The sequence below is a fragment of the Amycolatopsis sp. NPDC004169 genome (assembly GCF_040610315.1).
In the GTDB taxonomy this organism is placed as follows: Bacteria; Actinomycetota; Actinomycetes; order Mycobacteriales; family Pseudonocardiaceae; genus Amycolatopsis.
On record NZ_JBEXMD010000053.1, the window covers coordinates 40,207 to 63,787 of the forward strand.

Genomic DNA, 23,581 nt, shown 5'->3' on the forward strand with positions numbered 1-23,581 from the left:
TTCTCGGGTATCACGGCTGGCCCAGCTTCACCCGCACGTCCGCCAGCGCGAAGCCGAGGAGGTTGAGGCCTGGCCACTGTTGTGGCTTCGCTGCCCGCGGGTCGTCCGCCGCCAGGCCGATGCCCCACACCCGGTCCACCGGGCTCGCCTCGACGAGCACGCGCTCGCCGGTGCCGGTCAGGTAGCGGCCCAGTTCCGGATGCTGCGCGAACTTCGCCGTGTTCCCGTCGACCACGATCCCGTGGCGGTGGGCCACCCAGGTTCCCTCGTCGAACCCGCGCACCCGGCGCCCGAAGTCCTTGGCCTGCTTCGGGTGCACTGCTGTGAGGACCTGGGCGGCCACCTCGTCGTCGCCGAAGAGATTTGCCTTGCGCCACATCATGTAGTGCTCGGCGGTGGGGAAGCGGACCCCGTCGACCTCGAACGGCGCCGGCCACCACTGGCTGAAACACCCCGCACCGACCCCGCCGCCGCGGGGTGGGCGGTGGCCCCAGAAGTACACGTACTTGAACCGCCGGCCCGTGGCGAGGGCTCGGGTCAGCTCCTCGACACTGCTCGGATGACCGGTCATGCCGCCCAGTCTCACCCACGCGAAGGCCGTCCCGCACCCGAATAACCCGCTGCGGGACGGCCCCGCAATCAAGCCGCCACGTAATTGCCGCTCAGGATCAGCAACACCTGGAGCGTGATCCCCGTTCCGTAGTAATCCGTCGCGTCCGGTGACCAGGACGACACCGCCGTCCACAGCTTGTCCAGCCAGGCCTGGCTGCCCGAATCCGTCATCGCCGCCACCGCGAACGGGGCCGTGAAGCACGGGTGCTGGCCGCTCTCCGTCTTCGAACCCGACAGCGAGTAGCCGCTCTGGATCTTCGCGGGGTCGCCGCCCGTCGCCGACTTGATCCACGTGTTCATCTTGCGGACCTGGGCCGCCGCCGCGCTGCCGGAAAACGAGATCGCGTCCGCGCCGAGGCGCCACGGGTCGCGGCAGGCGTTCCAGCTGTACTTGCCGTCGTTCGGGCCCTCCAGGAAGTTCGACGGTGCCGGCTTCGGGGTCGAGTTCGTGTTCACCACGAAGTCCGGCAGCAGCCCCGTGTTCGGCGCGTACGACGACTGCAGCTGGCTCACCGCCGTCTCCGAGCGGGTGCGGACCGACGTCCAGAAGCTGTCACCGGTCGCCGCGGCGAACGCGCGGAGGTGGCCCGGCATCCAGTCCGACGAACGGGAGCTGTTCTTGTACTCCGCGTCGTTGCCCCAGTCGCCCAGCAGGGTGAACTTCGTCGTGCCGTTGACTTCGCTCTTCTTGATCGCGTTGATGATCCGGACGGCCTCGGCCTTGTAGTTCACCGAACCGCCGCTGCCCCACTTCTTGTCCGCGATCAGCAGGCCGTAGGCGATTTCGAGGTCGCCGTCGGTGGCCGAATCGCTGCCGTTGACGCTCTTGCAGTTCGAATCCTGCTCGGCCGCGTGCAGGTCCTTGTTGTTGACCGACGGGTGCGCCTTCACGAACTTCAGGATCCCGTCGACGATCGAGCGCGCCTGCGGGTCCTTCTCCGCCATCATCGCCGAGATCGTCACGCCGTACCCCTCGCCCTCGGCGACGAAGGAGTGGTCGGCGTCCTTGGACAGCACGGCGTAGGTGCCGCTGCCGCACTTGGTCGTCAGGAAGTTCTTCTTCCAGAAGTCGTAGTACTTCTGCAGCGCGGCGTCCTGCGTGGCCTGCGAGACGGACGGCCGCAGCGTTCCCGGCACGTACGGCGTGCCCGCTGCGGACGCGGCCGTCGGCACGCTCAGCAGCCCCGCGGCGAGCGCGGCCGAAACCACCACCGCCCGGACGACTCTCTTCATGGCTCCTCCGTAAGACATCGTGGGCTGCGGCGAAGGTGTTCGAAGCCTGACAGAAGGTTCAAGACCAGGTCAAGAGTGTTAGGAAACTTTCCTTACTATGACGCACAGTGGGTCCCACGGCGCCGCACGCACCCGGACGGACTAGCGTGGCGGGCATGGAGATCGATCGCGGCGAAAGCTTCCGCACGTTCTGGACCGAGCGCCGGCTGGCCACCCTCACCACCGTCCGGCCGGACGGCACGCCGCACGTCGTCGCGGTCGGCGTGACCGTCGACTTCGAGACCGGCATCGCCCGGGTGATCACCCGGGACGGCTCGGTGAAGGCCCGGCTCGCCCGGAAGGCGGGCGCCGAAGGCCTGGCGGCCGCGGTCTGCCAGGTCGAAGGCCGCACGTGGTCCACTTTGGAGGGACGGGTGGTACTGCGGGACGACCCGGAATCGGTGCGCGACGCGGAAAACCGGTACGCGGCCCGCTACCGGGAACCCAAGCCGAACCCGCAGCGGGTGGTACTGGAGATCGCCGTGACCCGGGTGCTCGGCAACGCCTGAGCCGGCTCAGCTCGGCTCGCGCAGCGGCAGCCCCGCGGCCCGGTAGATCTCGTCGATCACCGTCATCGTCTCCACGGCGTCCGCCGCCGAGGTCTTCACCGGCGCGCCCTCCAGCACCGCCGCGGCGAACGCGTCCAGCTGGTAGGCGTACGACGCCCGGCGCGGGAACTTCTCCGTGCGGCGGGCGCCGCCGACGCGGACCGTGAGGCGGTGGTACGCGTGCGGGCCCACCGGGTTCAGCACCGAAAGCGACCCCTTCGAGCCCGTCACCTTCGCGCTGATCTTCAGCAGCGAAGCCGACCACATCGAGCACTCGATCCGGCCGGTGTGGCCGGACGGGTACGCCAGCTCCGCCGTCATCGCCCGATCGATCTGCGGCGACCGCAGCTTCGGGGAGGCTGAGACCACCGAAGGTGTCTCGCCGCCGAAGATGCGGGCCATGTGGACCGCGTAGCAGCCTGCGTCCATCGTCGCGCCGCCCGCCAGCGAGTAGTCGTAGCGGATGTCGGAGAACTTCGGCAGCGGGAAGCACAACGCGGTCTCCACCCGCTGCAGCGTCCCCAGTTCGCCCGACGCCACGATCTCCTCGACCCGCAACGCCAGCGGGTGGTAGCGGTAGTGGAACGCCTCCATGACGACCCGGTCGGACGCGGCAGCCGCCGACGCGACCTCTCGCGCTTCCGCCGCGTTCGCCGTGAACGGCTTCTCGCACAACACGTGCTTTCCCGCCGCCAGGGCCGCGAGCGTCCAGCGGCCGTGCAGGCCGTTGGGCAGCGGGATGTAGACCGCGTCGAGCTCCGGATCCGTCACGAGTGCCTCGTACGACGAGTGCACCCGCGGGATCCCGTGCTTGGCCGCAAACGCTTGCGCCCGGTCGGCGGACCGGGCCGCGACCGCGGACACCGAAACCGTGGAGACCGACGCAGCAGGCTTGATCAAGGCCGCGGGCGCGATGCGAGCCGCCCCCAGGATGCCGATCCGCAGGGTCATGGCGTGAAGTTAGCACCGAACGAGATTTCAACAGCCAGTTGACCTCTTCAACAAAGAGTTGTAGCGTTCCGGCCAGCCGAACAGTGGAGGTCCGTTATGTCCCGTTTTCGTGCCGTGCAGGCGGTGGTGCTCGCCGGCGTTGCCGTGCTGGTGACGGCCTGTGGTGGCGGTCCGGACGGCGCGGGCGGGACGTCGCAGGCCGCCGGCGCGCCCGCGTCCGGCATCCCGGACACCGCCGCGATCGTCCAGGGCGTGCAGAAGGACGCCCAGCTCAACGCGGCCCTGCCGGACGCGGTCAAGCAGGCCGGGCTGCACCTGGCCTCGAACCTGCAGTCCGCGCCCAACAACTTCTACGCCGCCGACGGCAAGACCCCGATCGGCTACGAGGTCGACCTCGCCAAGGCCATCGCCGCCAAGCTCGGCGTCACCGTGACCCACCAGGACATGGCCTTCGGCTCGCTCATCACCAGCCTCCAGTCCGGCCGCATCGATCTGACCATGGCCGGCATGAACGACACCAACGCCCGCCAGGCCCAGATCGACTTCGTCGACTACTTCACCTCGGGCATCACGATCATGATCCGCAAGGGCAACCCCGACGGCATCACCGGCCCGGACACCCTCTGCGGCAAGAACGTCGCCGTCGTGCAGGGCACCAGCCACCAGAAGTTCGCCGCCGAGCAGAGCACGAAGTGCACGCAGGCCGGGAAGCCCGCGGTGAACGTCACCGCGACCGACAGCGACAACCAGAACCAGAACCAGCTGCGCACCGGCCGCGTGCAGGCAATCCTCAACGACCTGCCCAGCGCCGTCTACATCTCGCGCACCGCGGGTGAGGGCAAGTTCTTCGAGGTCGTCCCGGGCGAGCCGATCGACGGCGGCCCGTACGGCATCGGCGTCAACAAGACCAACACCGCGCTGCGCGACTCCGTGCAGAAGGCCCTGCAGGCGCTGATCGCCGACGGCACCTACGGCAAGATCCTGCAGGCCTGGGGCGTCGAGCAGGGCGCGATCAAGGAGGCCGCGGTCAATGGCGGCTCCTGAGCCACTCCCGATCGTCCGGCTCCGCCACTGGGGCCGGTGGGTCGCCGCCGCGATCATCATCGCCCTGCTCGTGCTGCTGGGCATCGCCCTCGGCAACGCGCAGATCGAGTGGAACCAGGTCCCGGACTTCGTCTTCTACAAGGTGATGGCGACCGGCCTGCTCAACACCGTCGTGCTGGCGGTGCTGTCCCAGGCCGTCGCGATCGTGCTCGGCATCGTCATCGCCCTGCTGCGCCGCAGCGCCAACCCGGTCGCGCGGTGGTTCGCCGCCGGCTACATCTGGATCTTCCGCGGCCTGCCCGTGCTGCTGCAGATCCTCCTCTGGTACAACCTGGCGCTCGTCTTCCCGGTCATCGACATCCCGTTCCTGGTCCACGAGCAGACGAACGTGCTGATCAGCGCGTTCACCGCCGCGTTCCTCGGCCTGGCGCTCAACGAAAGCGCGTACATGGCCGAGATCGTCCGCGCGGGCCTGAACAGCGTCGACAGCGGGCAGACCGAGGCCGCGAAGTCGATCGGCATGACGCCGGCCGCGACGCTGCGCCGGGTCGTGCTGCCGCAGGCCATGCGCGTGATCATCCCGCCGACCGGCAACGACTTCATCAACATGCTCAAGGGCACGTCGATGGCGTCGGTGATCGGCGTGACCGAGCTGATCCACGCGGCCAACAACATCTCGTCCAACAACCTGCTGGTCATGGAGACCCTGCTGGCCGCGGCCGTCTGGTACATGGTCGTGGTGACCGTCGCCGGCGTCGGCCAGCACTACCTGGAACGCGCCTTCGGGCAGGCCGACCGCGGCCCGCTCGCCCGCGCCGGCAAGGCGTTGCGCGGGGTGCCGCTGGTGAGGAGTGCCCGTGTCTGAGCCGCTGCTGCGTGCCGTCGGTGTCCGGAAGTCCTACGGGCACACCGAAGTCCTCGGCGGCATCGACCTGGAGGTCCACAAAGGACAGGTCGTCTGCCTGCTCGGGCCGTCCGGCGCCGGGAAGAGCACGTTCCTGCGCTGCATCAACCACCTCGAGACGATCGACGCCGGCCAGATCTGGGTCGACGGCGAGCCGATCGGCTTCCGGCAGCGCGGCGGGAAGCTGTACGAGCTGCGCGAACGCGAGGTGGCGCGCCAGCGGCGTGACATCGGCATGGTGTTCCAGCGCTTCAACCTCTTCGCGCACCGGACCGCCCTGGAGAACGTCGTCGAGGGCCCGATCCGGGTGCTCGGGGTGAAACCGGACGACGCGCGCAAGCAAGGCCTCGAACTGCTCGACCGCGTCGGGCTCGCCCACCGCGCCGACGCCTACCCGGCGCAGCTGTCCGGCGGGCAGCAGCAGCGGGTGGCGATCGCCCGGTCGCTGGCGATGAAGCCGAAGCTGATGCTGTTCGACGAGCCGACGTCCGCGCTCGACCCGGAGCTGGTGGGGGAGGTCCTGGAGGTCATGAGTACGTTGGCGGGGGAGGGGATGACGATGGTCGTCGTGACGCACGAGATGAGCTTCGCCGCGGAGGCCGCCGACGAGGTGGTGTTCCTGGCCGACGGCGCCGTCGTCGAGACCGGGCCGCCGTCGGAGGTGCTGAGCGCGCCGAAGCACGACCGCACCCGGCAGTTCCTGGCGAGGATCCTCGCGTGACGCGGATTTCGCCCCGGTACCTGCTCCAGTTCGACGAGCCCGCCGGCTACCTCGACTTCGCCCGGTTCGGCCCGCCGTCGCACGCGGTGCTCGACACGACGGCCGCGCTGCTCGACCAGGCCACCACGGCCGGGCCGTCCACAGTGGACGAGCTGATGCGGCAGGAGATCCGGGCCAAGGCGGCCGCCGCGCGGCTGTCCGGCTCGGACACCGACCACACCGTGCTGCTGCCCAACACCAGCCTCGGGCTGTTCCAGGCCGCCTTCCACAGCACCGGCGAGGTGCTGGTGGCGGCGTCGGAGTTCCCGGCCAACACCTACCCGTGGGCCCGCGCCGAGCAGGCCGGCCGCCTGCGTGTCCGGCGGCTGGGCAGCGGTTATGTGACGCCGGAGCGCGTTGCTGCCGCGTTGACGCCGGAGATCACGACGGTCAGCGTCAGCGCCGTCGACTTCCGCACCGGCTACCGCGCCGACCTCGCCGCGCTGCGGGACGTCGTCGGCGACCGGCTGCTGGTCGTCGACGGCATCCAGGGCTTCGGCGTGGTCGACGAGCCGTGGGAGGTCGCCGACGTCCTGGTCGTCGGCGGCCAGAAGTGGCTGCGCGCGGGCTGGGGCACCGGCTTCGCGGTGCTCTCGGACCGCGCGCTGGAGCGGATGGACCCGGTGCTGTCCGGCTGGACCGGCGCCCGCGACCCCGGCCTGTTCGACGACGAGATCCACCCGCCGGACGGCACCGCCCAGGCCTGGTCGATCTCCAACCTCAGCCCGATCACCTCCGGCGCCTTCGCCGAGGCCCTCGAGCTGGTGGAGGACGCCGGCGTCGGCGCCATCGCGGCGCGGATCGCCGAGCGGCTGGCCGCGTTCGAGGAGGTACTGGCCTCCTGCGGTGCCGAAGTCGTCTCGGCGGTCGACCGCCGCGCGGGCATCCTGGCGTTCACGCTGCCCGGCCACCCGGCGGAGCAGGTCGGGGCGGCGCTGGCGAACGCCGGGATCGCCGCGACCGTGCGGCCCGAGCACGTCCGGCTCTCCCCGCACGCTTCGACGCCCGCGGCCGCGGCGGACGTGCTCCGGGAGGCGTTGGAGACCTTGACGGCACCCCGGGAGCCGCTGGTGGTCCCCGCCGCGGGCGCGACCACGCACGACGTGCTCACCGCGCTGGTCCCGGCCATCCCGGGTCTGGCGGCGATGCTCGGCCCCGGCAACGAGGTCCTGCTGCACGACCTGAGCCGGCTGCCGGACTCGATCATCGCCATCGCCGGCGACCTCACCGGCCGCAGCGTCGGCGGCCCGATGACCGACCTGCTGCTCGGCCTGGTCCGCCGCGGCACCACCCAGGACCTGACGAACTACCGCACGCACGGCCCGGACGGCCGGGCGATCCGCTCCTCGACGCTGTTCCTGCGGGACGCCGACGGGGTCGCGGTCGGCTGCCTGTGCGTCAACAGCGTCGACCCGGCCGCGACCCCCGGCGGAACCGGGGAGCCGGAGACTTTCCCACCGGACGTCGACAGCCTGCAGCGGTTCCTCGTCGACCGGGCGGTGACGAAGGCGGGCATCCCGGTGGACCTGATGAAGAAGCGGCACAAGGCGGCCGTGGTGCGGGAGCTCGACGAAGCCGGTTATTTCCTCATCAAGGACGCGGTGGACCACCTGGCCGGGCGCCTCGACGTCACCCGGTACACGATCTACAACTACCTCAACGAAATCCGCGCCTGACGCTGCCCGAACGGACCTTGCCGCTTCGGCCGTTCGGGCGCACCATGGCGCGCATGACCGAAGCGGACACGCGGGCCCTGGTCCGGCTGGAGGCGGACGGCGAGGCGGACGCCGAGGAGTTCGACCTGCTCGCCCGCCGCCTGCGCGCCGAGCTGGGCGAGCTGGACGTGGACGTGCAGCCGGTGCCGGGCGAGCTCCCGCCGGGCGCGAAGGCCGCGGACCCGGTGACGATCGGTTCGCTGGTGGTGGCGTTCAGCGCGGCCGGCGGCGTGTTCCCGGGGCTGGTCGAGACACTGCGCGAGTGGCTGGGCCGCCAGGCGGGCAAGCACAAGATCAAGGTGACGATCGACGGCGACACGGTCGAGCTCGAGCGCGCGACGACGGCCGAGCGCCAGCAGCTGATCGACGCCTTCGTCCGGCGGCATGGCTAGCCGCCACGCGCTGCTGATCGCGACCGAGACGTACGCCGACCCGGCACTCCGGCGGCTGACGGCTCCGGGCGGCGACGCGCGCGAGCTGGCCGCGGTCCTGAGCGACCCCGCGATCGCGGGTTTCGAGGTGACGACGCTGGTCGACCAGCCCCACCACGTGGTGGGCGAGGCGATCGGCGAGTTCTACCGGGGAAGGCGTCGCGACGAGCTGACGCTGCTGTACTTCACCGGTCACGGCGTCAAGGACGACGACGGCAGCCTCTACCTGGCGATGGCCAACACCCGCCGCGACAGCCTGATGTTCACGGCGCTGGCGGCGGAGCTGGTGGACCGCGCGATGGCGGGCTGCCCGTCGCGGCAGAAGGTGCTGGTGCTGGACTGTTGTTACAGCGGCGCGTTCCCGGCCGGGCGTCTGGCGAAGGCGGGCACGGACGTGCACACGCTGGAGCGGTTCCAGGGCCGCGGCCGGGCGGTGCTGACGGCTTCGGACGCCACGCAGTATTCGTTCGAGGGCGACGGGGTGGTGGGCTCGGCGGCCCGCTCGGTGTTCACCCGGCACCTGGTGGCGGGCCTGCGCGACGGAAGCGCGGACCTCGACGGCGACGGCGACGTGACGGTGGACGAGCTGTACAGCTACGTCCACGAGCGGGTGGTGGCGGAGATGCCCCGCCAGCGGCCGAAGCACCAGTCCGATGTGGAGGGACGCATCGTGCTGGCGCGGAACCCGCGGTGGCAGCTGCCGGAGTACCTGCGCAACGGGCTGGCGAGCCCGATCGCCTCGGACCGGCTGACGGCGCTGGAGGGGTTGAAGCGCCTGCACCGGGTGGGGAACGAGGTGGTGCGCGCCCGGACGGCGGAGGAGATCGCCCGGCTGACGGAGGACGACAGCCGCATGGTCTCGGCGGCGGCGGTCGCGTGGGCGCGGGAGTCGGAGGGACGGGCAGCGGCGCCGGTCGTTGCCACGCCCGCGCCGGAGCGGGTCGCGGTCGAGCCCGCGCCGGAGCCGGAATCCGCGCCGGAGCCAGGCGCGCCCGAGCCGCCGCGACGGCCCGCTGCGCAGCCGACAGCTCCGGCGGGGGAGGCAACTCCCCCACCGAAGCTGGTCCGTGCCGGTCCACCGCCGCGGACCGCGGACAGCCGGCGGGTCAAGCCATCCGCCGACCCGAAGCTCTACTTCATCGAGGCGGGTGTGCTTGCTGCCCTGCTGATCGTGGTCCTCGTCGGCGGCATGGGGTACAACTGGATCTTCCTGCTGCTCCTGCTGCTCTGCGCCTTCTTCCTGGGCCGCGGTGTCTTCCTCCTGCGGCGGGCTCAGGCCACGAAGGACTCCACGGCATCCGCGGCGAAGGAAACCCCGCCGTGACTCCGGATCTCCGCCTTCAGCTCGGCCAGCCGCGCAGCCACCGAAGCCGACGACGACACCTCGTCCACCGCCTCCCGCAGCGATGACGCCGTCACCGATTCCGCGGGCAGGTGACGGCCCACGCCCAGTGCCTCCAGCTGGGCCGCGTTCCCGAACTGGTCCGCGGCCTGGGGGATCGCCACCGTCGGGACGCCGAACCACAGCGCTTCGGTCGCCCCGCCCATCCCCGCGTGGGTGATGAACGCCGACGCCGCTTCCAGCACCGCCAGCTGCGGGACGCTCTCGTACACCTCCACCGACGACGGCAGCGGGCCGAGGGAAGCGGGCGAAACGTGCTTCCCGATCGACATCACCACGTGCCAATCCGCGGCGAACGCGGCGATGCAGTCCCGGTACACCGGGAGCTGGTCGTTGTACGCCGTCCCGAACGACACCAGCAGCACCGGGCGTCCCGACGACGGCGGGGTCCACGAACGATCGGCCAGCCGCGCCGGGTCCAGGCACGGCCCGACGAACCGCACGTGCGCTCCCACCCGGTCCGCCTGCGGCTGCATCGCCCGGGGGATCAGCGAAAGCACCTGGGCCGGATGCCCGAGCCACTCCCAGGGATCCGCCGAAACGCCGTGGGACGAGAGCCACTCCGAGAACGTGGCCGCATAGTCCACACCGGACGGTGACGCCTTGATCGGCGCCATCACCTCGGCCATGTCCTCGTCGTAGCCCTCCCACGCCACGAGCGTCGGCGACAGCTGCACCGCGGGCACGCCGTACCGCAACCCCAGCAGCGGCGCCCCCAGTCCGCCGATGTCGTACAGCACGAGGTCCGGCCGGTCGGTGTCGAACCGTTCGATCAGGGCGGGGTGGATGGCGATGGCTTCGTCGAGGAAGACGCGCATCGCTTCGGCCGGCTCCTCCGGCCACACGGCCGCCTCGCCGAGCGGGAAGATCGTCGGGTGCTCGACGACGTCGGCGCCGGTCGGGGCGACCAGCGAAGCCAGCGGCGAGCCGACGACGTAGGACACCCGGTGCCCGCGGCGGACCAGCTCGGCGATCACGCCCAGCGACGGGTAGACGTGGCTCGGCGCGGTGCAGCCGACCATGACGATGTGTTTGCGCAGCATGGTGCTCCTTCAAGGGGAAAGACCAGACGGCGCGCAGGTGAAGGGGCTCACCCGGTAGGCGGGGAGCCCGGCGGTCACGCCGTCTCAGACGAGGCGGAGCCGGATGAAGTAGATCATGGAACCGACCGTACGGGATCCCGGAAAGTCCGCGCCACCCGATTTCCGCCTTTCGTAGGGCGTTGCTGCGCAGCCGTCCCGCTGTACCCCTTGCCGGGCATAGGGTTTCCCCGCCCGAAGACGCTGTGAAAAGGGAGAAACCAGTGAGACGTGCCGCTCTTACGAGGAGCACTGTCGCCGCGGTGGCCGCCGTCGCGGTGGCGTCCGCGCTCGTGGCCGCGCCGGCCGCGGACGCCGCACCCGCGGGGCAGGCGTCGATCGCCTGGGGACCGTGCACCGATCCCACGCTGGCCGCCGCCGGTGCCGAATGCGGCTACCTCAGCGTGCCGCTCGACTACCGCAAGCCGGACGGCGAGCAGATCCAGCTCGCCGTCGACCGCGTCAAGCACAAGGTCCCCGACGCGCAGTACCAGGGCGTCATGCTGACCAACCCCGGCGGCCCCGGCGGGTCCGGCCTGCTGCTGGCCACCCGCGGGTCCCGGGTGCCCGACCACGCCGGTGACGCCTACGACTGGATCGGCTTCGACCCGCGCGGCGTCGGCGCCAGCAAGCCCGCGCTGAGCTGCGAGCCGGACTACATGAACTACAACCGGCCGCAGTACGTGCCGTTCACCCCGCAGCTGGAGAAGACCTGGCTCGACCGGGCCAAGGGGTACGCCGAAGCCTGCGCCGCGAACAACCCGCGCGGGCTGCTGGAGAACATGAAGACGACCGACACGGTCAAGGACATGGACTCCATCCGCCAGGCGCTCGGCCAGAAGCAGCTGAACTTCTACGGCTACTCCTACGGCACCTACCTCGGTCAGGTGTACGGCTCGCTCTTCCCGAAGAACGTCCGCCGGATGGTGCTCGACTCGACGGTCGACCCGCGCGGTGTCTGGTACGGCGACAACCTCGACCAGGACGTGGCCTTCGACCGGAACATCCTGATCTGGTTCGGCTGGCTCGCGCAGCACGACGACGTCTACCACCTCGGCAAGACCCAGGCCGCGGTGCAGAAGGTGGTCAACGAGCAGCTGCTCAAGGCCTCGTTCAACCCGGCGGGCGGCGTGATCGGGCCGGACGAGATCCTCGACGTCATCCAGCAGGCGAGCTACTACCAGCTGCGGTGGACGCTGCTGGGCGACGCGCTCTCCCGGTTCGTCAACAAGGGTGACTGGCAGAACTGGAAGTCGCTGTTCGAGGCCTTCGGCGGCCTCGGCGACGACAACAGCTACGCGGTGTACCTCGCCGTGCAGTGCACCGACGTCCAGTGGCCGCAGAGCTGGAACCAGTGGCGGCGCGACAACTGGCAGACCTTCGCCAATGCGCCGTACTTCACCTGGCAGAACGCCTGGTTCAACGCGCCCTGCGTGTTCTGGCCCGCCAAGGCGGGCAAGCCCGCCAAGGTCGACGGCCGGGGCGTGCAGAGCGTGCTCATGATCGACGAGACGCTCGACGCGGCGACGCCGTTCGAGGGCAGCCTCGAAATCCGCAGCCGGTTCCCGGGTGCCTCGCTGATCGCGGAGCCGGGCGGCACGAGCCACGCGATCACCCCGCGCGGCAACGCCTGCGTCGACACCAAGATCGCGGACTACCTGGCGACCGGCGCGCTCCCGGCCCGCAAGCCGGGCCGCACCGCCGACGTCGAGTGCGCCCCGCTGCCGCTGCCGACGCCGCCGGCCCCGACGGCCGCCAAGGCCGCCGTCGCCGCGACGCCGGACCTCCTCGCCGGGCGGTTCGCCGGCTGACCTGCGGAAACCTCGGGAAACGGGGTGCCGGGCCCAGTGCCCGGCACCCCGTTTTTCGTGCTTTCCGGCGCCGGGAACTTTGAGTCCTCGTGGACTTTGTGTTACAAAGTGCGCAGCAACTTTGCGCTACAAAGTCCAGGGAAGGAGGACGCCATGACTGGGGGACCGGCGTTCGCACTGCACGGCCTCACCAAGCGGTTCGGGCCGGTCACGGCGGTCGGCGGGGTGTCCGTCGAGGTCGCGCGCGGCGAGGTCGTCGCGCTGCTCGGGCCGAACGGCGCGGGCAAGTCGACCACCGTCGACCTGCTGCTCGGCCTGACCAAGCCGGACGCGGGGGAGGTGACCGTCGCGGGTGGCAGCCCGCGCGAGGCCGTCGACCGGGGGCTCGTCGGCGCGATGATGCAGAACGGCGCGCTGCTGCCGGACGCCACCGTCGGCGAGCTCGTCGGCCTGGTCGTCTCGACGCACCGGAAGCCGCTGCCCGCCGCGGAGGTGATCGCCCGGGCCGGCCTGGAGCACCTCGTCAAGCGCCGCTGCGGCAAGCTGTCCGGCGGCGAACGCCAGCGCGTCCGGTTCGCGCTCGCCCTGGCCGGCGACCCGCGGCTGCTCGTGCTCGACGAGCCCACCGCGGCGATGGACGTAGACGGCAGGCGCGCGTTCTGGGCGGCCATCCGCGAGTACGCCGCAGGCGGCCGGACGGTGCTGTTCGCGACGCACTACCTCGCCGAGGCCGAGGACTACGCCGACCGCGTCGTGCTGATGCGCCACGGCGTCGTCGTCGCCGACGGGCCGGTCGCCGAGGTCCGGGCGGCGGTGTCCGGCCGGGTGCTCAAGGCCGTCGTGCCCGGCGCGACCGACGCCGACCTCGCGCACCTGCCCGGCGTCACCGGCGTGCAGCTGCGCGGCGGCCGCGCCGAGCTGGCCTGCGCCGACTCCGACGCCGCGATCCGCGCCCTGCTCGCGGCCCACCCGGCCGCGTCCGACATCGAAATCACCGCGCTCGGGCTCGAAGAGGCCTTCCTGGCGCTGACCGCCGAGGAGGCCGCCGCGTGAACACGACGTACCTGAACCTGGAGATCAAGCGGATCGTCCGGAGCCCGCAGTTCACCATCTTCACCATCGGCATGCCGGTCGTGATGTACCTGCTCTTCGGCGCCATCTTCGGCGACTACGTGCTCGACAGCGGCCTCCACTCGAGCACGCAGACGATGATCGGCATGGCCGCCTACGGCGGGAGCGGGGGCGCGTTGTTCACCGGAACCCGGGTGGCGCAGGAACGCACGGACGGCTGGCAGCGGCAGCTGCGGCTCACCCCGATGCGCGGGCCCGGCTACCTGGCCGTCAAGGTCGCCTCGGCGATGGCCGTCGCGCTGCCGGTGCTGGTGACGATCTTCTTCGTCGGCTTCCTGCGCGGCGAACCGCTCACCACGGCCGAGTGGGGGCGGCAGCTGGTCTTCCTGTGGCTGGCCACGCTCCCGTTCGCCGTCCTGGGCCTGGCCATCGGCCTGTTCGGCAAGGGTGACACGGTCGGCGCGGTGACCGGCGCGCTGATGATGCCGCTCGGCATGCTCGGCGGGCTGTGGATCCCGCTGGAGATCCTGCCGGGCTGGATGTCGGCGGTGGCGCACTTCACGCCGACCTACTGGCTGCGCCGGGTCGGTCTCGACCCGCTCACGCACGCGTCCGGGACGTGGGTCGCGGTGCTGGTGCTCGCGGGCTGGCTGGTCGTCCCGGCGTTGGTCGTGATGCGCCGGTTCCGGCTGGACACCGCCCGGCTTTAGCTGCGTGTTAGCTTCCGTGCAAGTGTAGGGAGGAGGGCGAACGGGTGGAAGACGAGCCGATGTCGGCCGAGGAGTCGCTGAACCTGATCGCCCAGCAGAACCGGCGGACCCGCCGGGAACTGGGCGGGGGCCCGGCGCGGATGCTCGCGGCCTGGGCCATCGCCTGGATCGCCGGCTGGGGCTTCACCTACGTCACCACGCAGGGCTGGGTCGCGGTGCCCGGGTGGGTCGCCGGCGGCATCGTCGTCCCGCTGCTGTTCCTGGGCGCCATGGCCTACACGACCTACACGAGCATCCGGTCCGGTCGCGGGATCCGCGGCCCGTCCCGCACGGCCGGGGCGATGTACGGCTACGGCTGGGCGCTTTCGGCGATCGGGCTGATGGTCGTCGACCTGCGGATCACGCAGTTCCAGGCGCTCTCGCCGGAGCAGGTGTCGCTGCTGTGGTCGGGCACCTGGCTGCTGCTGACCGGCGTGCTGTATCTGGCGGGCGGCATGCTGTGGCAGGACAAGCTCATGTACGGCCTCGGCGCGTGGATGATCGTGTCGGCCGCGCTGAGCGTGCTCGTGGGCTACCCGGACAACTTCCTCGTGCTGACCGTCTGCGGCGGGGGCGGGTTCCTGCTCGGCGCGATCGTCTACTTCGTCCGCGAGAAGCCGGCCCGATGAGCGACCTGCCGCAGCTCGACCCGGTCATCCACGCCCAGGCGCGGCTGCGGGTCACCGTCGCGCTCGCCGGGCTGCGCGCCGGCGACCAGATCACGTTCCCGCGGCTGCAGCAGCTGCTGGACATGACGGCGGGCAACCTCTCGACGCACCTGCGCAAGCTCGAGGACGCCGAGTACGTCGAGATCACCAAGGCCTACGAACACCGCACGCCGGTCACCCTGGTCCGGCTGACCGCCCGCGGCCGGGCCGCGTTCGAGGACTACACGAAGGCGCTCCACCAGCTGCTGGACGCCACCGGCGGGGACTGACGTGGCCCGCTGGGTCATCCACCTCGACCTGGACGCCTTCTACGCGTCGGCCGAGCAGCTCACCCGCCCGACGCTGGCCGGGCGCCCGGTGCTGGTCGGCGGCACCGGTCCGCGCGGGGTGGTGGCCGGGGCGAGCTACGAGTCGCGGGCGTTCGGCATCCGGTCGGCGATGCCGATGTCCCAGGCGCGGCGGCTGCTGCCGGCCAACGGCGTGATCGTGCCGCCGCGCTTCCTCGTCTACGAGCGGCTCAGCCACGAGGTTTTCGCGGTCGTCACCGAGGTGGCGCCGGTGCTGGAGAAGATCTCTCTCGACGAGGCGTTCGCCGAGCCGCCTTCGCTCGTCGGCGCGTCCTTCGAGGACGTCACGGCGTTCTGCGCCTCGCTGCGCGCGCGGATCCGGTCCGAGACCGGCCTGGTGGCGTCGATCGGCGCGGGCAACGGCAAGCAGATCGCGAAGATCGCCTCCGACGAGGCCAAGCCGGACGGGCTGCTGGTGGTGCCGCAGGGCACCGAACGCGAGTTCCTGGCGCCGCTGCCGGTGCGCGCGCTGTGGGGCATCGGCCCGGTCGCCGAGGGGAAGCTGCGGTTCATCGGCGTCCAGACGCTCGGGCAGCTGGCGGCACTGTCCGAAGCGGACGCCGTGGCCACCCTCGGCGGCGTCGTCGGCCGCGACCTGCGGCGCCTGGCGACCGGCGCCGACGACCGCCCGGTGGCCGGGCGCGCCGAGACCAAGCAGGTCAGCGCCGAGACGACGTTCGACACCGACATCAAGGACCTGGCCACGTTGCGGGCGGAGGTCCGCCGGATCGCGGTGGGCGCGCACCAGCGGCTGCTCAAGGCCGGCCGGGTGGCGCGGACCGTGGTGATCAAGCTGCGGCACACGGACATGCACACGGTGACCCGGTCCGAGACGATCTCCGCGCCGACGGACGACCTGGCCGAGCTGTCGGCCACGGCCGAGCGGCTGCTGATCGACCCGGCGGAGTTCGGCGGCATCCGCCTGGCCGGCGTGGCCTACAGCGGGCTGTCGGTCCCGCACCAGGACGCGCTGTTCTCCCTGGCCGCGCCTTCGGTGCCGTCGACGTCGACGGTGGTCTCGGCCCCGGCGCCCGCGGCGCCTTCGGAGTGGCGCCAGGGCGACGACGTGGTCCACGAGGAGTTCGGCACGGGCTGGGTCCAGGGCGCGGGCCACGGCCGGGTGACGGTCCGCTTCGAGCACCGGTCGTCGGGACCCGGTGTCGCGCGGACGTTCCCCCAGTCGGACCCGGCCCTGACCCGCGGCGACCCCGGCGACTGCCTGAAGTGACGGGCTACCCGGCCGAGCAGCCCTGCAGCTTCGCCACTTCCTGGCCGGCCAGCAGGAACGCGCCCACGCCGTACGCCGCGGTGTCCGTGGCCTTCGCCGTCGCCGGGCGGTCGCCCACCGGCTGGACGTAACCCACCTTGCCGTCGGCCTGCAGGGCCTTCGCCGAAAGCGCCGTCCACGCCTTGTCCACCACCGGGCGGAAGCGGGCCGCGTCGAGGAGGCCCGCGTTGACGCCCCAGCCGAGGCCGAACGCGAAGAACGCCGTGCCGCTGGACTCGGGGCCGCCGTGGTCGCGCGGGTTCAGCAGGTCGGAGTTCCAGAACCCGTCACGGCGCTGCGCGAGGGCCAGCGTGGCCGCCATCTTCCGGTACACGCGCAGGTATTCCGGCCGCCGCGGGTCGTCGGTCGGCAGCACCTGGAGCACCTTCGTGAGCGCGGCCAGCGCCCAGCCGTTGCCCCGGGACCAGAACACCCCGGAGCCCTTGAACCGCGCGTCGCGGTACCACAGGCCGGTGAACTCGTTGAACAGCTTGTGTTCCGCCGACCGGAACAGCTGGTCCATGGCGTCCAAGTAGGACGGATCGTGGTCGATCAGGCTCATCCGCGCGAACGACGGCATCGCCATGTTCAGCGCGTCGGCGTAGTTCCAGTAGTCGCGGTGACCGGCCTGCACCGACACCACTTCGGCCTTGATCCGCGTGCGGATCGAATCCAGCGGGATTTCCGGGTGGAAGTAGGTGTAGAGGTCGAGGTACGCCTCGCCCGCGGCCTGGTTGTCCGGGAAGAACGGCCGCTTCGGGTCCTCCGGCAGGAGGTAGGAGTTGGCCTGCGCCCACGGGTACGTCTTGTGGTTGGACTGCCCGGTGGTCCGGACCAGTGCCAGGTTGCCCACGTGGAACGTCGCATTCTGCCAGTCCGGTGCGTCGAGGTTGGTCCCGTTGGCGACCCAGTAGTTGCCCGCGGCCACCATTTCGTCCGCCACGGCGCAGGTCGCGGCGGCGGCCGCCACCGGGGCGGTCAGGAGACCGCCCGCCACCGCCGTGGCCGCGAGCACGCCGAAACCGCGAATTCCCGGGAAACGCATGGAAGCGTCCTCCTCAAAACTCATGGCGGCGGTCGTCCGCAGCGAGTGAAGCGCGTCCCGGTAACCGTGTCAAGGTACCGATCACCGGTACGCCGCAACGGTTTCCAGCAGCCGGCGGGACGCGGACTCGGCGCCGTCGGCGTTCTTCGCGAGCACCAGCGTGAGGACTCGCGAATGCGCCACCAGCTCCATCGGCTCGTGGTGCGCCTTCAGCGCGGCGACCACGGGCACCTGCAACTGGGCGATCAGCGTGTTCCCCGACGCCCGGACCAGCGCCGCGTGGAACCGCGAATCGGCGTCGCGGAACGCTTCGCCGTCGCCGCGCTCGACCGCGTCGGCCATCTGCCCGTAGGCCGCCGCCATCGCGGACAGCTCGTCCGGACGCCGGTGCCGCGCCGCCATCCGCGCGGCCTGCGGTTCGATGGCCAGCCGCAGCTCCAGCAGCTCGCGCAGGTGCTCGCGGCCGCCGGGACCGCCGACGCGCCAGGCGATGACGTCCGGGTCGATCGCGTCCCACGCCTCCGGCGGCAGCGTCCACGTCCCGACCCGCGGGCGCGCGGTCACCATGCCCTTGGACTCGAGGACGCGCAACGCCTCGCGGACCACGGTGCGGGACGCGGAGAACCGGCGGCCGAGCTCCTCGGGGACGAGCGGCTGCCCGTCCCCGAGGGCGCCTTCGACGATGAGCCTGCCCAGTTCGTCGACGATGCGGGCGTGGAGGTTCACCGCTACTCGGGCAGGCCGACGCGCCGTTCCCCGCTGCGCAGCTGTTGCAGCACGACCGCGATCACCAGCAGCGCGCCGTGGGCGACGTTCTGCCAGAACGGGTTGATGCCCAGCCCGGACATGCCGTTGTCGAGCACGCCCAGGATGATCACCGCGAGCACGGTCGAGATGATCGAGCCGCGGCCGCCCTTGAGCATCGTGCCGCCGAGCGCGGCGCCGGTGACCGCCTGCAGCTCCAGGCCTTCCGACCCGGACGTCGGCTGGCCGGAGCCGGTGCGCGCGGTGATCAGCACGCCCGCGATCGCCGCGACCACGCCGACGAGGGCGTACACACCGATGATGTACCGGTTGATGTTGATCCCGGCCAGCCGGGCGGCGGTGTCGTTGCCGCCGATGGCGTAGACGTTGCGGCCGATGTCGGTGTACTTGAGCAGGAAGTGCAGCAGCGCCGCGACGATCAGGAACACCCACACCAGCGACGGCAGCCCGGCGATCGCGCCCTTGGCCAGGAAGATGAACAGGTCGTCGCCGCCGGTGTAGCCCTGCGCCTTGCCGTCGGAGATGACCTGCGCGATGCCCTTGTAGGTGGCGAGCATGGCCAGCGTCGCGACCACCGGGTTGACCCGGCCGAAGATGATGATCATGCCGTTGACCAGGCCGCAGAGGATGCCGACGCCGACCGCGGCGAGGATGCCGACCTCGGCGTTGCCGGTCGAGGTGAACACCATCGCCGAGATCACCGACGCGAGCCCCGCCATCGAGCCGACCGAGATGTCCAGCGCGCCCAGGATGATCACCAGCGTCTGGACCAGGGCGAGCAGGCCCATGATGGTGATCGCGCTGCCGATCAGCAGCAGGTTGTTGGTGCGGAAGAAGTTCTCGTTCAGCACGCTCAGCAGGATCACCAGCGCGATCAGCGTGATGATCAAGCTCGAGTTCTGCACGCCGATGCCGGTCAGCACCCGGCGCGCGGCGCTTGGCTGGGGCGCGGCGGCAGGCGCCGAAGTTTCCTTGGTGGGAGTACTCATGCGCCGATCTCCTGGGCGTCGTCCACGGCTGGTTCGGTTTCGGGGATGGCGAGGGTCAGCACGGCTTCCTCGGTCGCTTCCTCACGGCCGAGCTCGCCCGCGAGACGTCCGGCGCGCATGACGAGGATGCGGTCGGCCAGCGTCAGCACCTCGGGCAGGTCGGAGGAGATGACCAGCAGCGCGATGCCTTCGGCGGCGAGGCCGTCGATGATCCGGTAGATCTCGGCCTTCGCGCCGACGTCGACCCCGCGCGTCGGCTCGTCGAGGATCAGCAGCTTCGGCCGCCGCGCGAGCCAGCGCGCGAGCACCGCCTTCTGCTGGTTGCCGCCGGAGAGCTTGCGGACTTCCTGCTCCATCGACGGCGTCCGCACGCGAAGCTCGCGTACGTACTCCTCGACGAGCGCGCGTTCCTTCGCCCGCTTCACGACCCGGAAGCGGCGAAGCCGGTCCAGGACGGCGATGGAGACGTTGTCGCGTACGGACCGCTGCATCAGCAACGCGTCCGTCTTGCGCTCTTCGGGAGCGAAGCCGATGCCGGCTTTGACGGCGTCACCCGGGTTGTGCGCGCGCAGCCGCTTGCCGTCGAGCTCGACGGTCCCGGACCGGATCGGCAGGTCGCCGACGATCGCGCGGGCCAGCTCGGACCGGCCCGCGCCGACCAGCCCGGCCAGGCACACGACCTCGCCCGCGCGGACCTGCAGCGAGATGCCCGAAACGTCGTCGGTGGTGACGTCGGTCAGCTTCAGCACGACGTCCCCGGTGGCCTGGGTGACGCGGCGTTCGAGCGCGGAGAGGTCGCGGCCGATCATCATCCGGACCAGGCCGGCCTCGTCGGTCTCCGCGGCCTGCTGGACGCCGACGAGCTTGCCGTCGCGCAGCACGGCGACGCGGTCGGCGAGCTGGAAGATCTCCTTCATCCGGTGCGAGACGTAGACGACCGCGACACCGCTGTCGCGCAGCCGCCCGATCAGCCGGAACAGCGCCTCGACCTCGTGCTCCGACAACGACGACGTCGGCTCGTCGAACGCGATCACCTTCGGCGGCGTGGCCGCGGTGAGCACGCGCAGGATCTCGACGAGCTGGCGCTGCGCGGCGGAGAGGGCGACACCGAGGGTGGCCGGGTCGAGGACGCCTTCGAAGCCGTACTCGGCCAGCGCGTCCTGCGTGGCCTTGGTGAGCGTGCGGCGGCTGAACACGCGGGCCTTCGCGGGAAGTTCGCCGACGAAGACGTTCTCCGCCACCGAGACATGCGGGATGATCTCGGGTTCCTGGTAGATCACGCGCACCCCGGCGGCCATCGCCGCGCGCGGGGTGTCGAAGGTGACCTCGGTGCCGTCCAGGAGCAGCCGGCCGTCATCCGGGCCCTGGTCGCCGGACAGCACGCGCAGGAGCGTCGACTTCCCGGCGCCGTTCTCGCCCATCAGGGCCAGCACCTCGCCGGAGCGGAACTCCAGCGAGACGTCGTCGAGGGCGGTGACCCCGGAGAAGCGCTTGCCGATGCCCTCGACGGCGAGCGCGGGAGGGGAGCTGGACATGGTCGCCTTCCGTACGGCGGTCGTGCGTGGTGAGGCGGGCCGGAACCCGCCTCACCACGGGCGAGGGTCGGTCAGGTGCAGTTGACGCCGGCCTGCTTGTAGTTGTCCTTGTTGACGATCGTGGTCTTGGCGATCGTCTCGGCGGGCAGTTCCTTGCCGTTCTTGACCTTGTCGACCAGCACCTGGATCGCCGAGCGGCCGACCTCGGCGCCGGAGATGTAGAGCGCGGACTTGTTGCCGGTGTCCTTGCCGGCGGCCCAGTCCTTGCAGGTGAGGTACGCGCCGAGGCCGACGCCGATGATGTTGTTCGCCTGGACGCCGGAGTTGGCCAGTGCGGTGACGACGCCCGTCTCGTTCTCGTCGTTGCAGCCCCAGACGACCCAGTGCTTGACGCCGGGGTTGGAGCCGATCACCGCGCCGGACTTGTTCTGCGCGTCGACGGGGGAGTTGTCGGTGCCGACGTCGATCACCGGGACGTCCGCGCCCGCGGCCTTGGCGAACGCGCTCTTGGCGGCGTTGACGCGGTCGGTGCAGACGGTCAGGTCCTGCTTGAACGCGCTGATGATCTTCGTGTCCGCGGCGGCCCAGCCGGCGGCCTTGAACAGCTTCCCCGCCTCGGTGCCGACCGAGTCGCCCATCTGGCTGCCGTTGAAGCCGACGAACGGGGCCTTCGCGCCGGTGCCGTCCTTGATGACGTCGTCGGAGGCGATCAGCGGGATGCCCGCGCTCTTGGCCTTGTCGATTACCTGCGGGCCGATGGCCTGGTCGGGGACGACGATGGCGACGCCGTTGGCGCCCTGGGCGACCGCGGCGTCCAGTTCGGTGATCGCCTTGTTGGCGTCCTGGCCGAGGTTGACGACCTTGAGTTCGACGCCGAGTTCCTTCGCCTTCTCCTGCGCGCCCTGGGCCTGCTCGACGAAGTACTGCTGGTCACCCTGTTTCTGCAGGTAGTACAGGGTGATCTTGCCGTTGGCCGGCGCCTGCTGCTGCGGCGCCGCGGTGTCTTTGCCGGAGGAGCAGGACGCCAGCAGAGCGCCGGAAATCAAACAACAACCAACAACGCTCCAGGTCCGGAACCTGTGCGGGTATGGGGACATCGTTGCTCCCAAGGAGGCCGAAGTTCACGTGGCGCGGCGGAGCGCCGCGAAGTGACTCGTATTACAAAACACCCTTTCGTGGAGCGTCAAGGCGCAGTTAGCGGAGCGAGACCTACTCTGCGTAGTTGCATCGTGGCAATCGTGGCCCGCATTTATCGTATTTTTTCCCGTCTACCCTGCGCGTTGTCCGGTTTTGTCCTGTGCGAATGTTCTGATCGGTGTTGTCGACTGTGGTGGAAGTTTCACGGTGGACCCGGAGGGCCTCGCTGCCCGATTCGTCCGGCTGGCAGGATGGCCGGACCACGTTAGGGGGACCCGATGAGGAAGCACCGCGTCGCCGCGCTCGCCGGGATCGCCGTCCTGGCGGCCGGGTGCAGCAGCCCGCCGCAGCCGGGGCCGGCGCCCACGCCGTTCCCCGAGACGGCGGCCTCGTCTTCGGAAGCCGCCGCGCCCGAGGGGTCGTTCAGCGTCGTCGCCACCGGTGACGTCCTGATCCACCCGGCGCTGACCGAGCAGGCCGAGGCCGACGGCGGCGGCAAGATCGACTACCGGCCGCTGCTGGCCGGGATCAAGCCGCTGATCTCCGGCGCGGACCTCGGGATCTGCCACCTCGAGACGCCGCTGGCGCCGGAGGGCGGGCCGTACAGCGGGTACCCGTCGTTCAGCGCGCCGCCGGAGATCGCCGACGCGATCAAGGACATCGGCTACGACACCTGCTCGACGGCGTCCAACCACACGATCGACCAGGGCGCCGAGGGCGTCACCCGCACCTTGGACAAGCTCGACGCGATCGGCGTCAAGCACACCGGCTCGGCGCGGTCGGCGGGCGAGGCCGCGAAGCCGCTGATCCTCGACGTCCACGGCGTCAAGGTCGCCCAGGTGTCGTACGCCTTCGGCTTCAACGGCATCAAGGTGCCGGCCGGGAAACCGTGGCTGGCCAACCAGATCGACGTCGACGCCGTGCTGGCGGCGGCCCGCAAGGCCCGGCAGGCCGGGGCGCAGGTCGTCATCGCGAGCCTGCACTGGGGTGTCGAGTACCAGCACGAGCCGACGGCCGAACAGCGCTCGCAGGCCAAGAAGATCCTGGCCTCGGACGACGTCGACCTGATCGTCGGCCACCACGCCCACGTGGTCCAGCCGTTCGAGAAGATCGGCGGCAAGTGGGTGGCCTACGGGCTCGGCAACAGCGTCGCCCGCCACTCGGAACCCAAGGGCGACACGGAGGAAGGCGCGGCGGCCCGCTTCCGCTTCGTCCGCGACGGCGACCGCTGGAAGGTCGCCAAGGCCGAGTACATCCCCACCCTGATCCGCCTCGAGGCTCCCATCCGCCTGATCGACTTGTCGACATCCCCCTCGTCGCCCCCGGTCACCAAGGCCCTCCAGGACACGGACAAGAACATCCTGAGCCTCGGCGCAGCCAAATCCGGCCTCACCCGCCCCGGCCCGTAGTCCGTAACTCGCGTGATCAGAGCCGTGACTCGCGTGATTGAAGCCGTATCTCGCGAGTTACGGCTTCAAT

At 70.8% G+C, this 23,581-nt stretch carries 23 protein-coding genes; 14 read left to right on the forward strand and 9 right to left on the reverse strand.

Annotated elements, in window-relative coordinates; translation table 11 throughout:
• Nucleotides 1–10: 10 nt before the first annotated feature.
• On the reverse strand, nucleotides 11–571 hold the full coding sequence (locus ABZX11_RS42435) for an NADAR family protein (RefSeq protein WP_354924168.1): 561 nt from the start codon (nucleotides 569–571) through the stop codon (nucleotides 11–13).
• A 68-nt stretch (nucleotides 572–639) separates the two neighbouring features.
• Nucleotides 640–1,845, reverse strand: coding sequence for a glycosyl hydrolase family 8 (locus tag ABZX11_RS42440; protein ID WP_354924170.1), 1,206 nt, complete (start codon nucleotides 1,843–1,845; stop codon nucleotides 640–642).
• 155 nt (nucleotides 1,846–2,000) lie between these two features.
• Between ABZX11_RS42440 and ABZX11_RS42445 the strand changes: the two genes are divergently transcribed.
• Complete coding sequence (locus ABZX11_RS42445) at nucleotides 2,001–2,393, forward strand: TIGR03618 family F420-dependent PPOX class oxidoreductase (protein ID WP_176172567.1); 393 nt, start codon at nucleotides 2,001–2,003, stop codon at nucleotides 2,391–2,393.
• A gap of 6 nt (nucleotides 2,394–2,399) precedes the next feature.
• On the opposite strand, the gene ABZX11_RS42450 is transcribed toward ABZX11_RS42445, so the two are convergent.
• Nucleotides 2,400–3,383, reverse strand: a complete 984-nt coding sequence (locus ABZX11_RS42450; RefSeq protein ID WP_354924173.1) for a Gfo/Idh/MocA family oxidoreductase — start codon at nucleotides 3,381–3,383, stop codon at nucleotides 2,400–2,402.
• Between the two features lie 96 nt (nucleotides 3,384–3,479).
• On the opposite strand from ABZX11_RS42450, the gene ABZX11_RS42455 reads away from it, so the two are divergent.
• Genes ABZX11_RS42455 through ABZX11_RS42480 form a run of 6 tightly spaced genes read left to right on the forward strand, consistent with a single transcriptional unit; the run spans nucleotide 3,480 to nucleotide 9,561 of the window.
• Nucleotides 3,480–4,427: an ABC transporter substrate-binding protein gene (locus ABZX11_RS42455; protein ID WP_354924175.1), complete on the forward strand. Its 948-nt coding sequence runs from the start codon at nucleotides 3,480–3,482 to the stop codon at nucleotides 4,425–4,427.
• Nucleotides 4,414–5,292, forward strand: a complete 879-nt coding sequence (locus ABZX11_RS42460; protein WP_354924177.1) for an amino acid ABC transporter permease — start codon at nucleotides 4,414–4,416, stop codon at nucleotides 5,290–5,292. The genes ABZX11_RS42455 and ABZX11_RS42460 overlap by 14 nt, the downstream gene beginning before the upstream one ends.
• Entirely contained in the window at nucleotides 5,285–6,052 is a 768-nt protein-coding gene (locus ABZX11_RS42465) for an amino acid ABC transporter ATP-binding protein (protein WP_303246970.1), read from the forward strand. Before ABZX11_RS42460 ends, ABZX11_RS42465 begins: the two co-directional genes overlap by 8 nt.
• A complete protein-coding gene (locus ABZX11_RS42470) occupies nucleotides 6,049–7,767 on the forward strand; it encodes an aminotransferase class V-fold PLP-dependent enzyme (protein ID WP_176172563.1) in 1,719 nt (572 codons plus the stop codon). The genes ABZX11_RS42465 and ABZX11_RS42470 overlap by 4 nt, the downstream gene beginning before the upstream one ends.
• Nucleotides 7,768–7,820: 53 nt before the next feature.
• Complete coding sequence (locus ABZX11_RS42475) at nucleotides 7,821–8,198, forward strand: hypothetical protein (RefSeq protein ID WP_354924180.1); 378 nt, start codon at nucleotides 7,821–7,823, stop codon at nucleotides 8,196–8,198.
• Nucleotides 8,191–9,561 (forward strand): caspase family protein, encoded by a 1,371-nt coding sequence (locus ABZX11_RS42480; protein ID WP_354924181.1) that lies wholly within the window; start codon nucleotides 8,191–8,193, stop codon nucleotides 9,559–9,561. Before ABZX11_RS42475 ends, ABZX11_RS42480 begins: the two co-directional genes overlap by 8 nt.
• Here the strand turns inward: ABZX11_RS42480 and ABZX11_RS42485 are convergent.
• Entirely contained in the window at nucleotides 9,510–10,682 is a 1,173-nt protein-coding gene (locus tag ABZX11_RS42485; protein WP_354924183.1) for a macrolide family glycosyltransferase, read from the reverse strand. The two genes, ABZX11_RS42480 and ABZX11_RS42485, sit on opposite strands and share 52 nt — an antisense overlap.
• Nucleotides 10,683–10,981: 299 nt before the next feature.
• Between ABZX11_RS42485 and ABZX11_RS42490 the strand changes: the two genes are divergently transcribed.
• The 6 genes from ABZX11_RS42490 (at nucleotide 10,982) to ABZX11_RS42515 (ending at nucleotide 16,592) form a co-directional block, all read left to right on the forward strand.
• Nucleotides 10,982–12,529, forward strand: a complete 1,548-nt coding sequence (locus ABZX11_RS42490) for an alpha/beta hydrolase (protein WP_354924185.1) — start codon at nucleotides 10,982–10,984, stop codon at nucleotides 12,527–12,529.
• Between the two features lie 153 nt (nucleotides 12,530–12,682).
• Nucleotides 12,683–13,582 carry an ABC transporter ATP-binding protein gene (locus ABZX11_RS42495; protein ID WP_354924187.1) on the forward strand — a complete coding sequence of 300 codons (900 nt, stop codon included), beginning with the start codon at nucleotides 12,683–12,685 and terminating at the stop codon, nucleotides 13,580–13,582.
• A complete protein-coding gene (locus ABZX11_RS42500) occupies nucleotides 13,579–14,310 on the forward strand; it encodes an ABC transporter permease (protein ID WP_354924189.1) in 732 nt (243 codons plus the stop codon). The genes ABZX11_RS42495 and ABZX11_RS42500 overlap by 4 nt, the downstream gene beginning before the upstream one ends.
• 44 nt (nucleotides 14,311–14,354) lie before the next feature.
• Complete coding sequence (locus tag ABZX11_RS42505; protein ID WP_176172558.1) at nucleotides 14,355–14,978, forward strand: hypothetical protein; 624 nt, start codon at nucleotides 14,355–14,357, stop codon at nucleotides 14,976–14,978.
• Nucleotides 14,975–15,286 (forward strand): transcriptional regulator, encoded by a 312-nt coding sequence (locus tag ABZX11_RS42510; RefSeq protein WP_176172557.1) that lies wholly within the window; start codon nucleotides 14,975–14,977, stop codon nucleotides 15,284–15,286. The genes ABZX11_RS42505 and ABZX11_RS42510 overlap by 4 nt, the downstream gene beginning before the upstream one ends.
• Before the next feature lies 1 nt (nucleotide 15,287).
• The gene (locus ABZX11_RS42515) at nucleotides 15,288–16,592 is read left to right on the forward strand and encodes a DNA polymerase IV (RefSeq protein ID WP_354924191.1); all 1,305 of its coding nucleotides are present in this window, start codon (nucleotides 15,288–15,290) and stop codon (nucleotides 16,590–16,592) included.
• Between the two features lie 4 nt (nucleotides 16,593–16,596).
• Here ABZX11_RS42515 and ABZX11_RS42520 read toward each other — a convergent pair whose 3' ends face one another.
• The 5 genes from ABZX11_RS42520 to ABZX11_RS42540 all read right to left on the reverse strand — a co-directional run bounded on the left by ABZX11_RS42520 (nucleotide 16,597) and on the right by ABZX11_RS42540 (nucleotide 22,011).
• Nucleotides 16,597–17,676 carry a glycoside hydrolase family 88 protein gene (locus ABZX11_RS42520; protein WP_354924193.1) on the reverse strand — a complete coding sequence of 360 codons (1,080 nt, stop codon included), beginning with the start codon at nucleotides 17,674–17,676 and terminating at the stop codon, nucleotides 16,597–16,599.
• A gap of 81 nt (nucleotides 17,677–17,757) precedes the next feature.
• The gene (locus ABZX11_RS42525) at nucleotides 17,758–18,402 is read right to left on the reverse strand and encodes an FCD domain-containing protein (protein ID WP_176172554.1); all 645 of its coding nucleotides are present in this window, start codon (nucleotides 18,400–18,402) and stop codon (nucleotides 17,758–17,760) included.
• 2 nt (nucleotides 18,403–18,404) lie between these two features.
• Complete coding sequence (locus tag ABZX11_RS42530) at nucleotides 18,405–19,430, reverse strand: ABC transporter permease (RefSeq protein WP_176172553.1); 1,026 nt, start codon at nucleotides 19,428–19,430, stop codon at nucleotides 18,405–18,407.
• Nucleotides 19,427–20,965, reverse strand: coding sequence for a sugar ABC transporter ATP-binding protein (locus ABZX11_RS42535; protein ID WP_354924196.1), 1,539 nt, complete (start codon nucleotides 20,963–20,965; stop codon nucleotides 19,427–19,429). Before ABZX11_RS42535 ends, ABZX11_RS42530 begins: the two co-directional genes overlap by 4 nt.
• 71 nt (nucleotides 20,966–21,036) lie before the next feature.
• A complete protein-coding gene (locus ABZX11_RS42540; RefSeq protein ID WP_176172551.1) occupies nucleotides 21,037–22,011 on the reverse strand; it encodes a substrate-binding domain-containing protein in 975 nt (324 codons plus the stop codon).
• 369 nt (nucleotides 22,012–22,380) lie between these two features.
• Between ABZX11_RS42540 and ABZX11_RS42545 the strand changes: the two genes are divergently transcribed.
• Nucleotides 22,381–23,511: a CapA family protein gene (locus tag ABZX11_RS42545; RefSeq protein WP_354924198.1), complete on the forward strand. Its 1,131-nt coding sequence runs from the start codon at nucleotides 22,381–22,383 to the stop codon at nucleotides 23,509–23,511.
• The last annotated feature ends 70 nt before the right edge of the window (nucleotides 23,512–23,581 follow it).

Coding starts and splice junctions, on each gene's coding strand:
- ABZX11_RS42455 (WP_354924175.1), top strand. CDS start 3,480: ATGTCCCGTTTTCGTGCCGTGCAGGCGGTGGTGCTCGCCGGCGTTGCC.
- ABZX11_RS42495 (WP_354924187.1), top strand. CDS start 12,683: ATGACTGGGGGACCGGCGTTCGCACTGCACGGCCTCACCAAGCGGTTC.
- ABZX11_RS42480 (WP_354924181.1), top strand. CDS start 8,191: ATGGCTAGCCGCCACGCGCTGCTGATCGCGACCGAGACGTACGCCGAC.
- ABZX11_RS42530 (WP_176172553.1), bottom strand. CDS start 19,430: ATGAGTACTCCCACCAAGGAAACTTCGGCGCCTGCCGCCGCGCCCCAG.
- ABZX11_RS42485 (WP_354924183.1), bottom strand. CDS start 10,682: ATGCTGCGCAAACACATCGTCATGGTCGGCTGCACCGCGCCGAGCCAC.
- ABZX11_RS42435 (WP_354924168.1), bottom strand. CDS start 571: ATGACCGGTCATCCGAGCAGTGTCGAGGAGCTGACCCGAGCCCTCGCC.
- ABZX11_RS42445 (WP_176172567.1), top strand. CDS start 2,001: ATGGAGATCGATCGCGGCGAAAGCTTCCGCACGTTCTGGACCGAGCGC.
- ABZX11_RS42475 (WP_354924180.1), top strand. CDS start 7,821: ATGACCGAAGCGGACACGCGGGCCCTGGTCCGGCTGGAGGCGGACGGC.
- ABZX11_RS42520 (WP_354924193.1), bottom strand. CDS start 17,676: ATGCGTTTCCCGGGAATTCGCGGTTTCGGCGTGCTCGCGGCCACGGCG.
- ABZX11_RS42510 (WP_176172557.1), top strand. CDS start 14,975: ATGAGCGACCTGCCGCAGCTCGACCCGGTCATCCACGCCCAGGCGCGG.
- ABZX11_RS42460 (WP_354924177.1), top strand. CDS start 4,414: ATGGCGGCTCCTGAGCCACTCCCGATCGTCCGGCTCCGCCACTGGGGC.
- ABZX11_RS42450 (WP_354924173.1), bottom strand. CDS start 3,383: ATGACCCTGCGGATCGGCATCCTGGGGGCGGCTCGCATCGCGCCCGCG.
- ABZX11_RS42440 (WP_354924170.1), bottom strand. CDS start 1,845: ATGAAGAGAGTCGTCCGGGCGGTGGTGGTTTCGGCCGCGCTCGCCGCG.
- ABZX11_RS42535 (WP_354924196.1), bottom strand. CDS start 20,965: ATGTCCAGCTCCCCTCCCGCGCTCGCCGTCGAGGGCATCGGCAAGCGC.
- ABZX11_RS42545 (WP_354924198.1), top strand. CDS start 22,381: ATGAGGAAGCACCGCGTCGCCGCGCTCGCCGGGATCGCCGTCCTGGCG.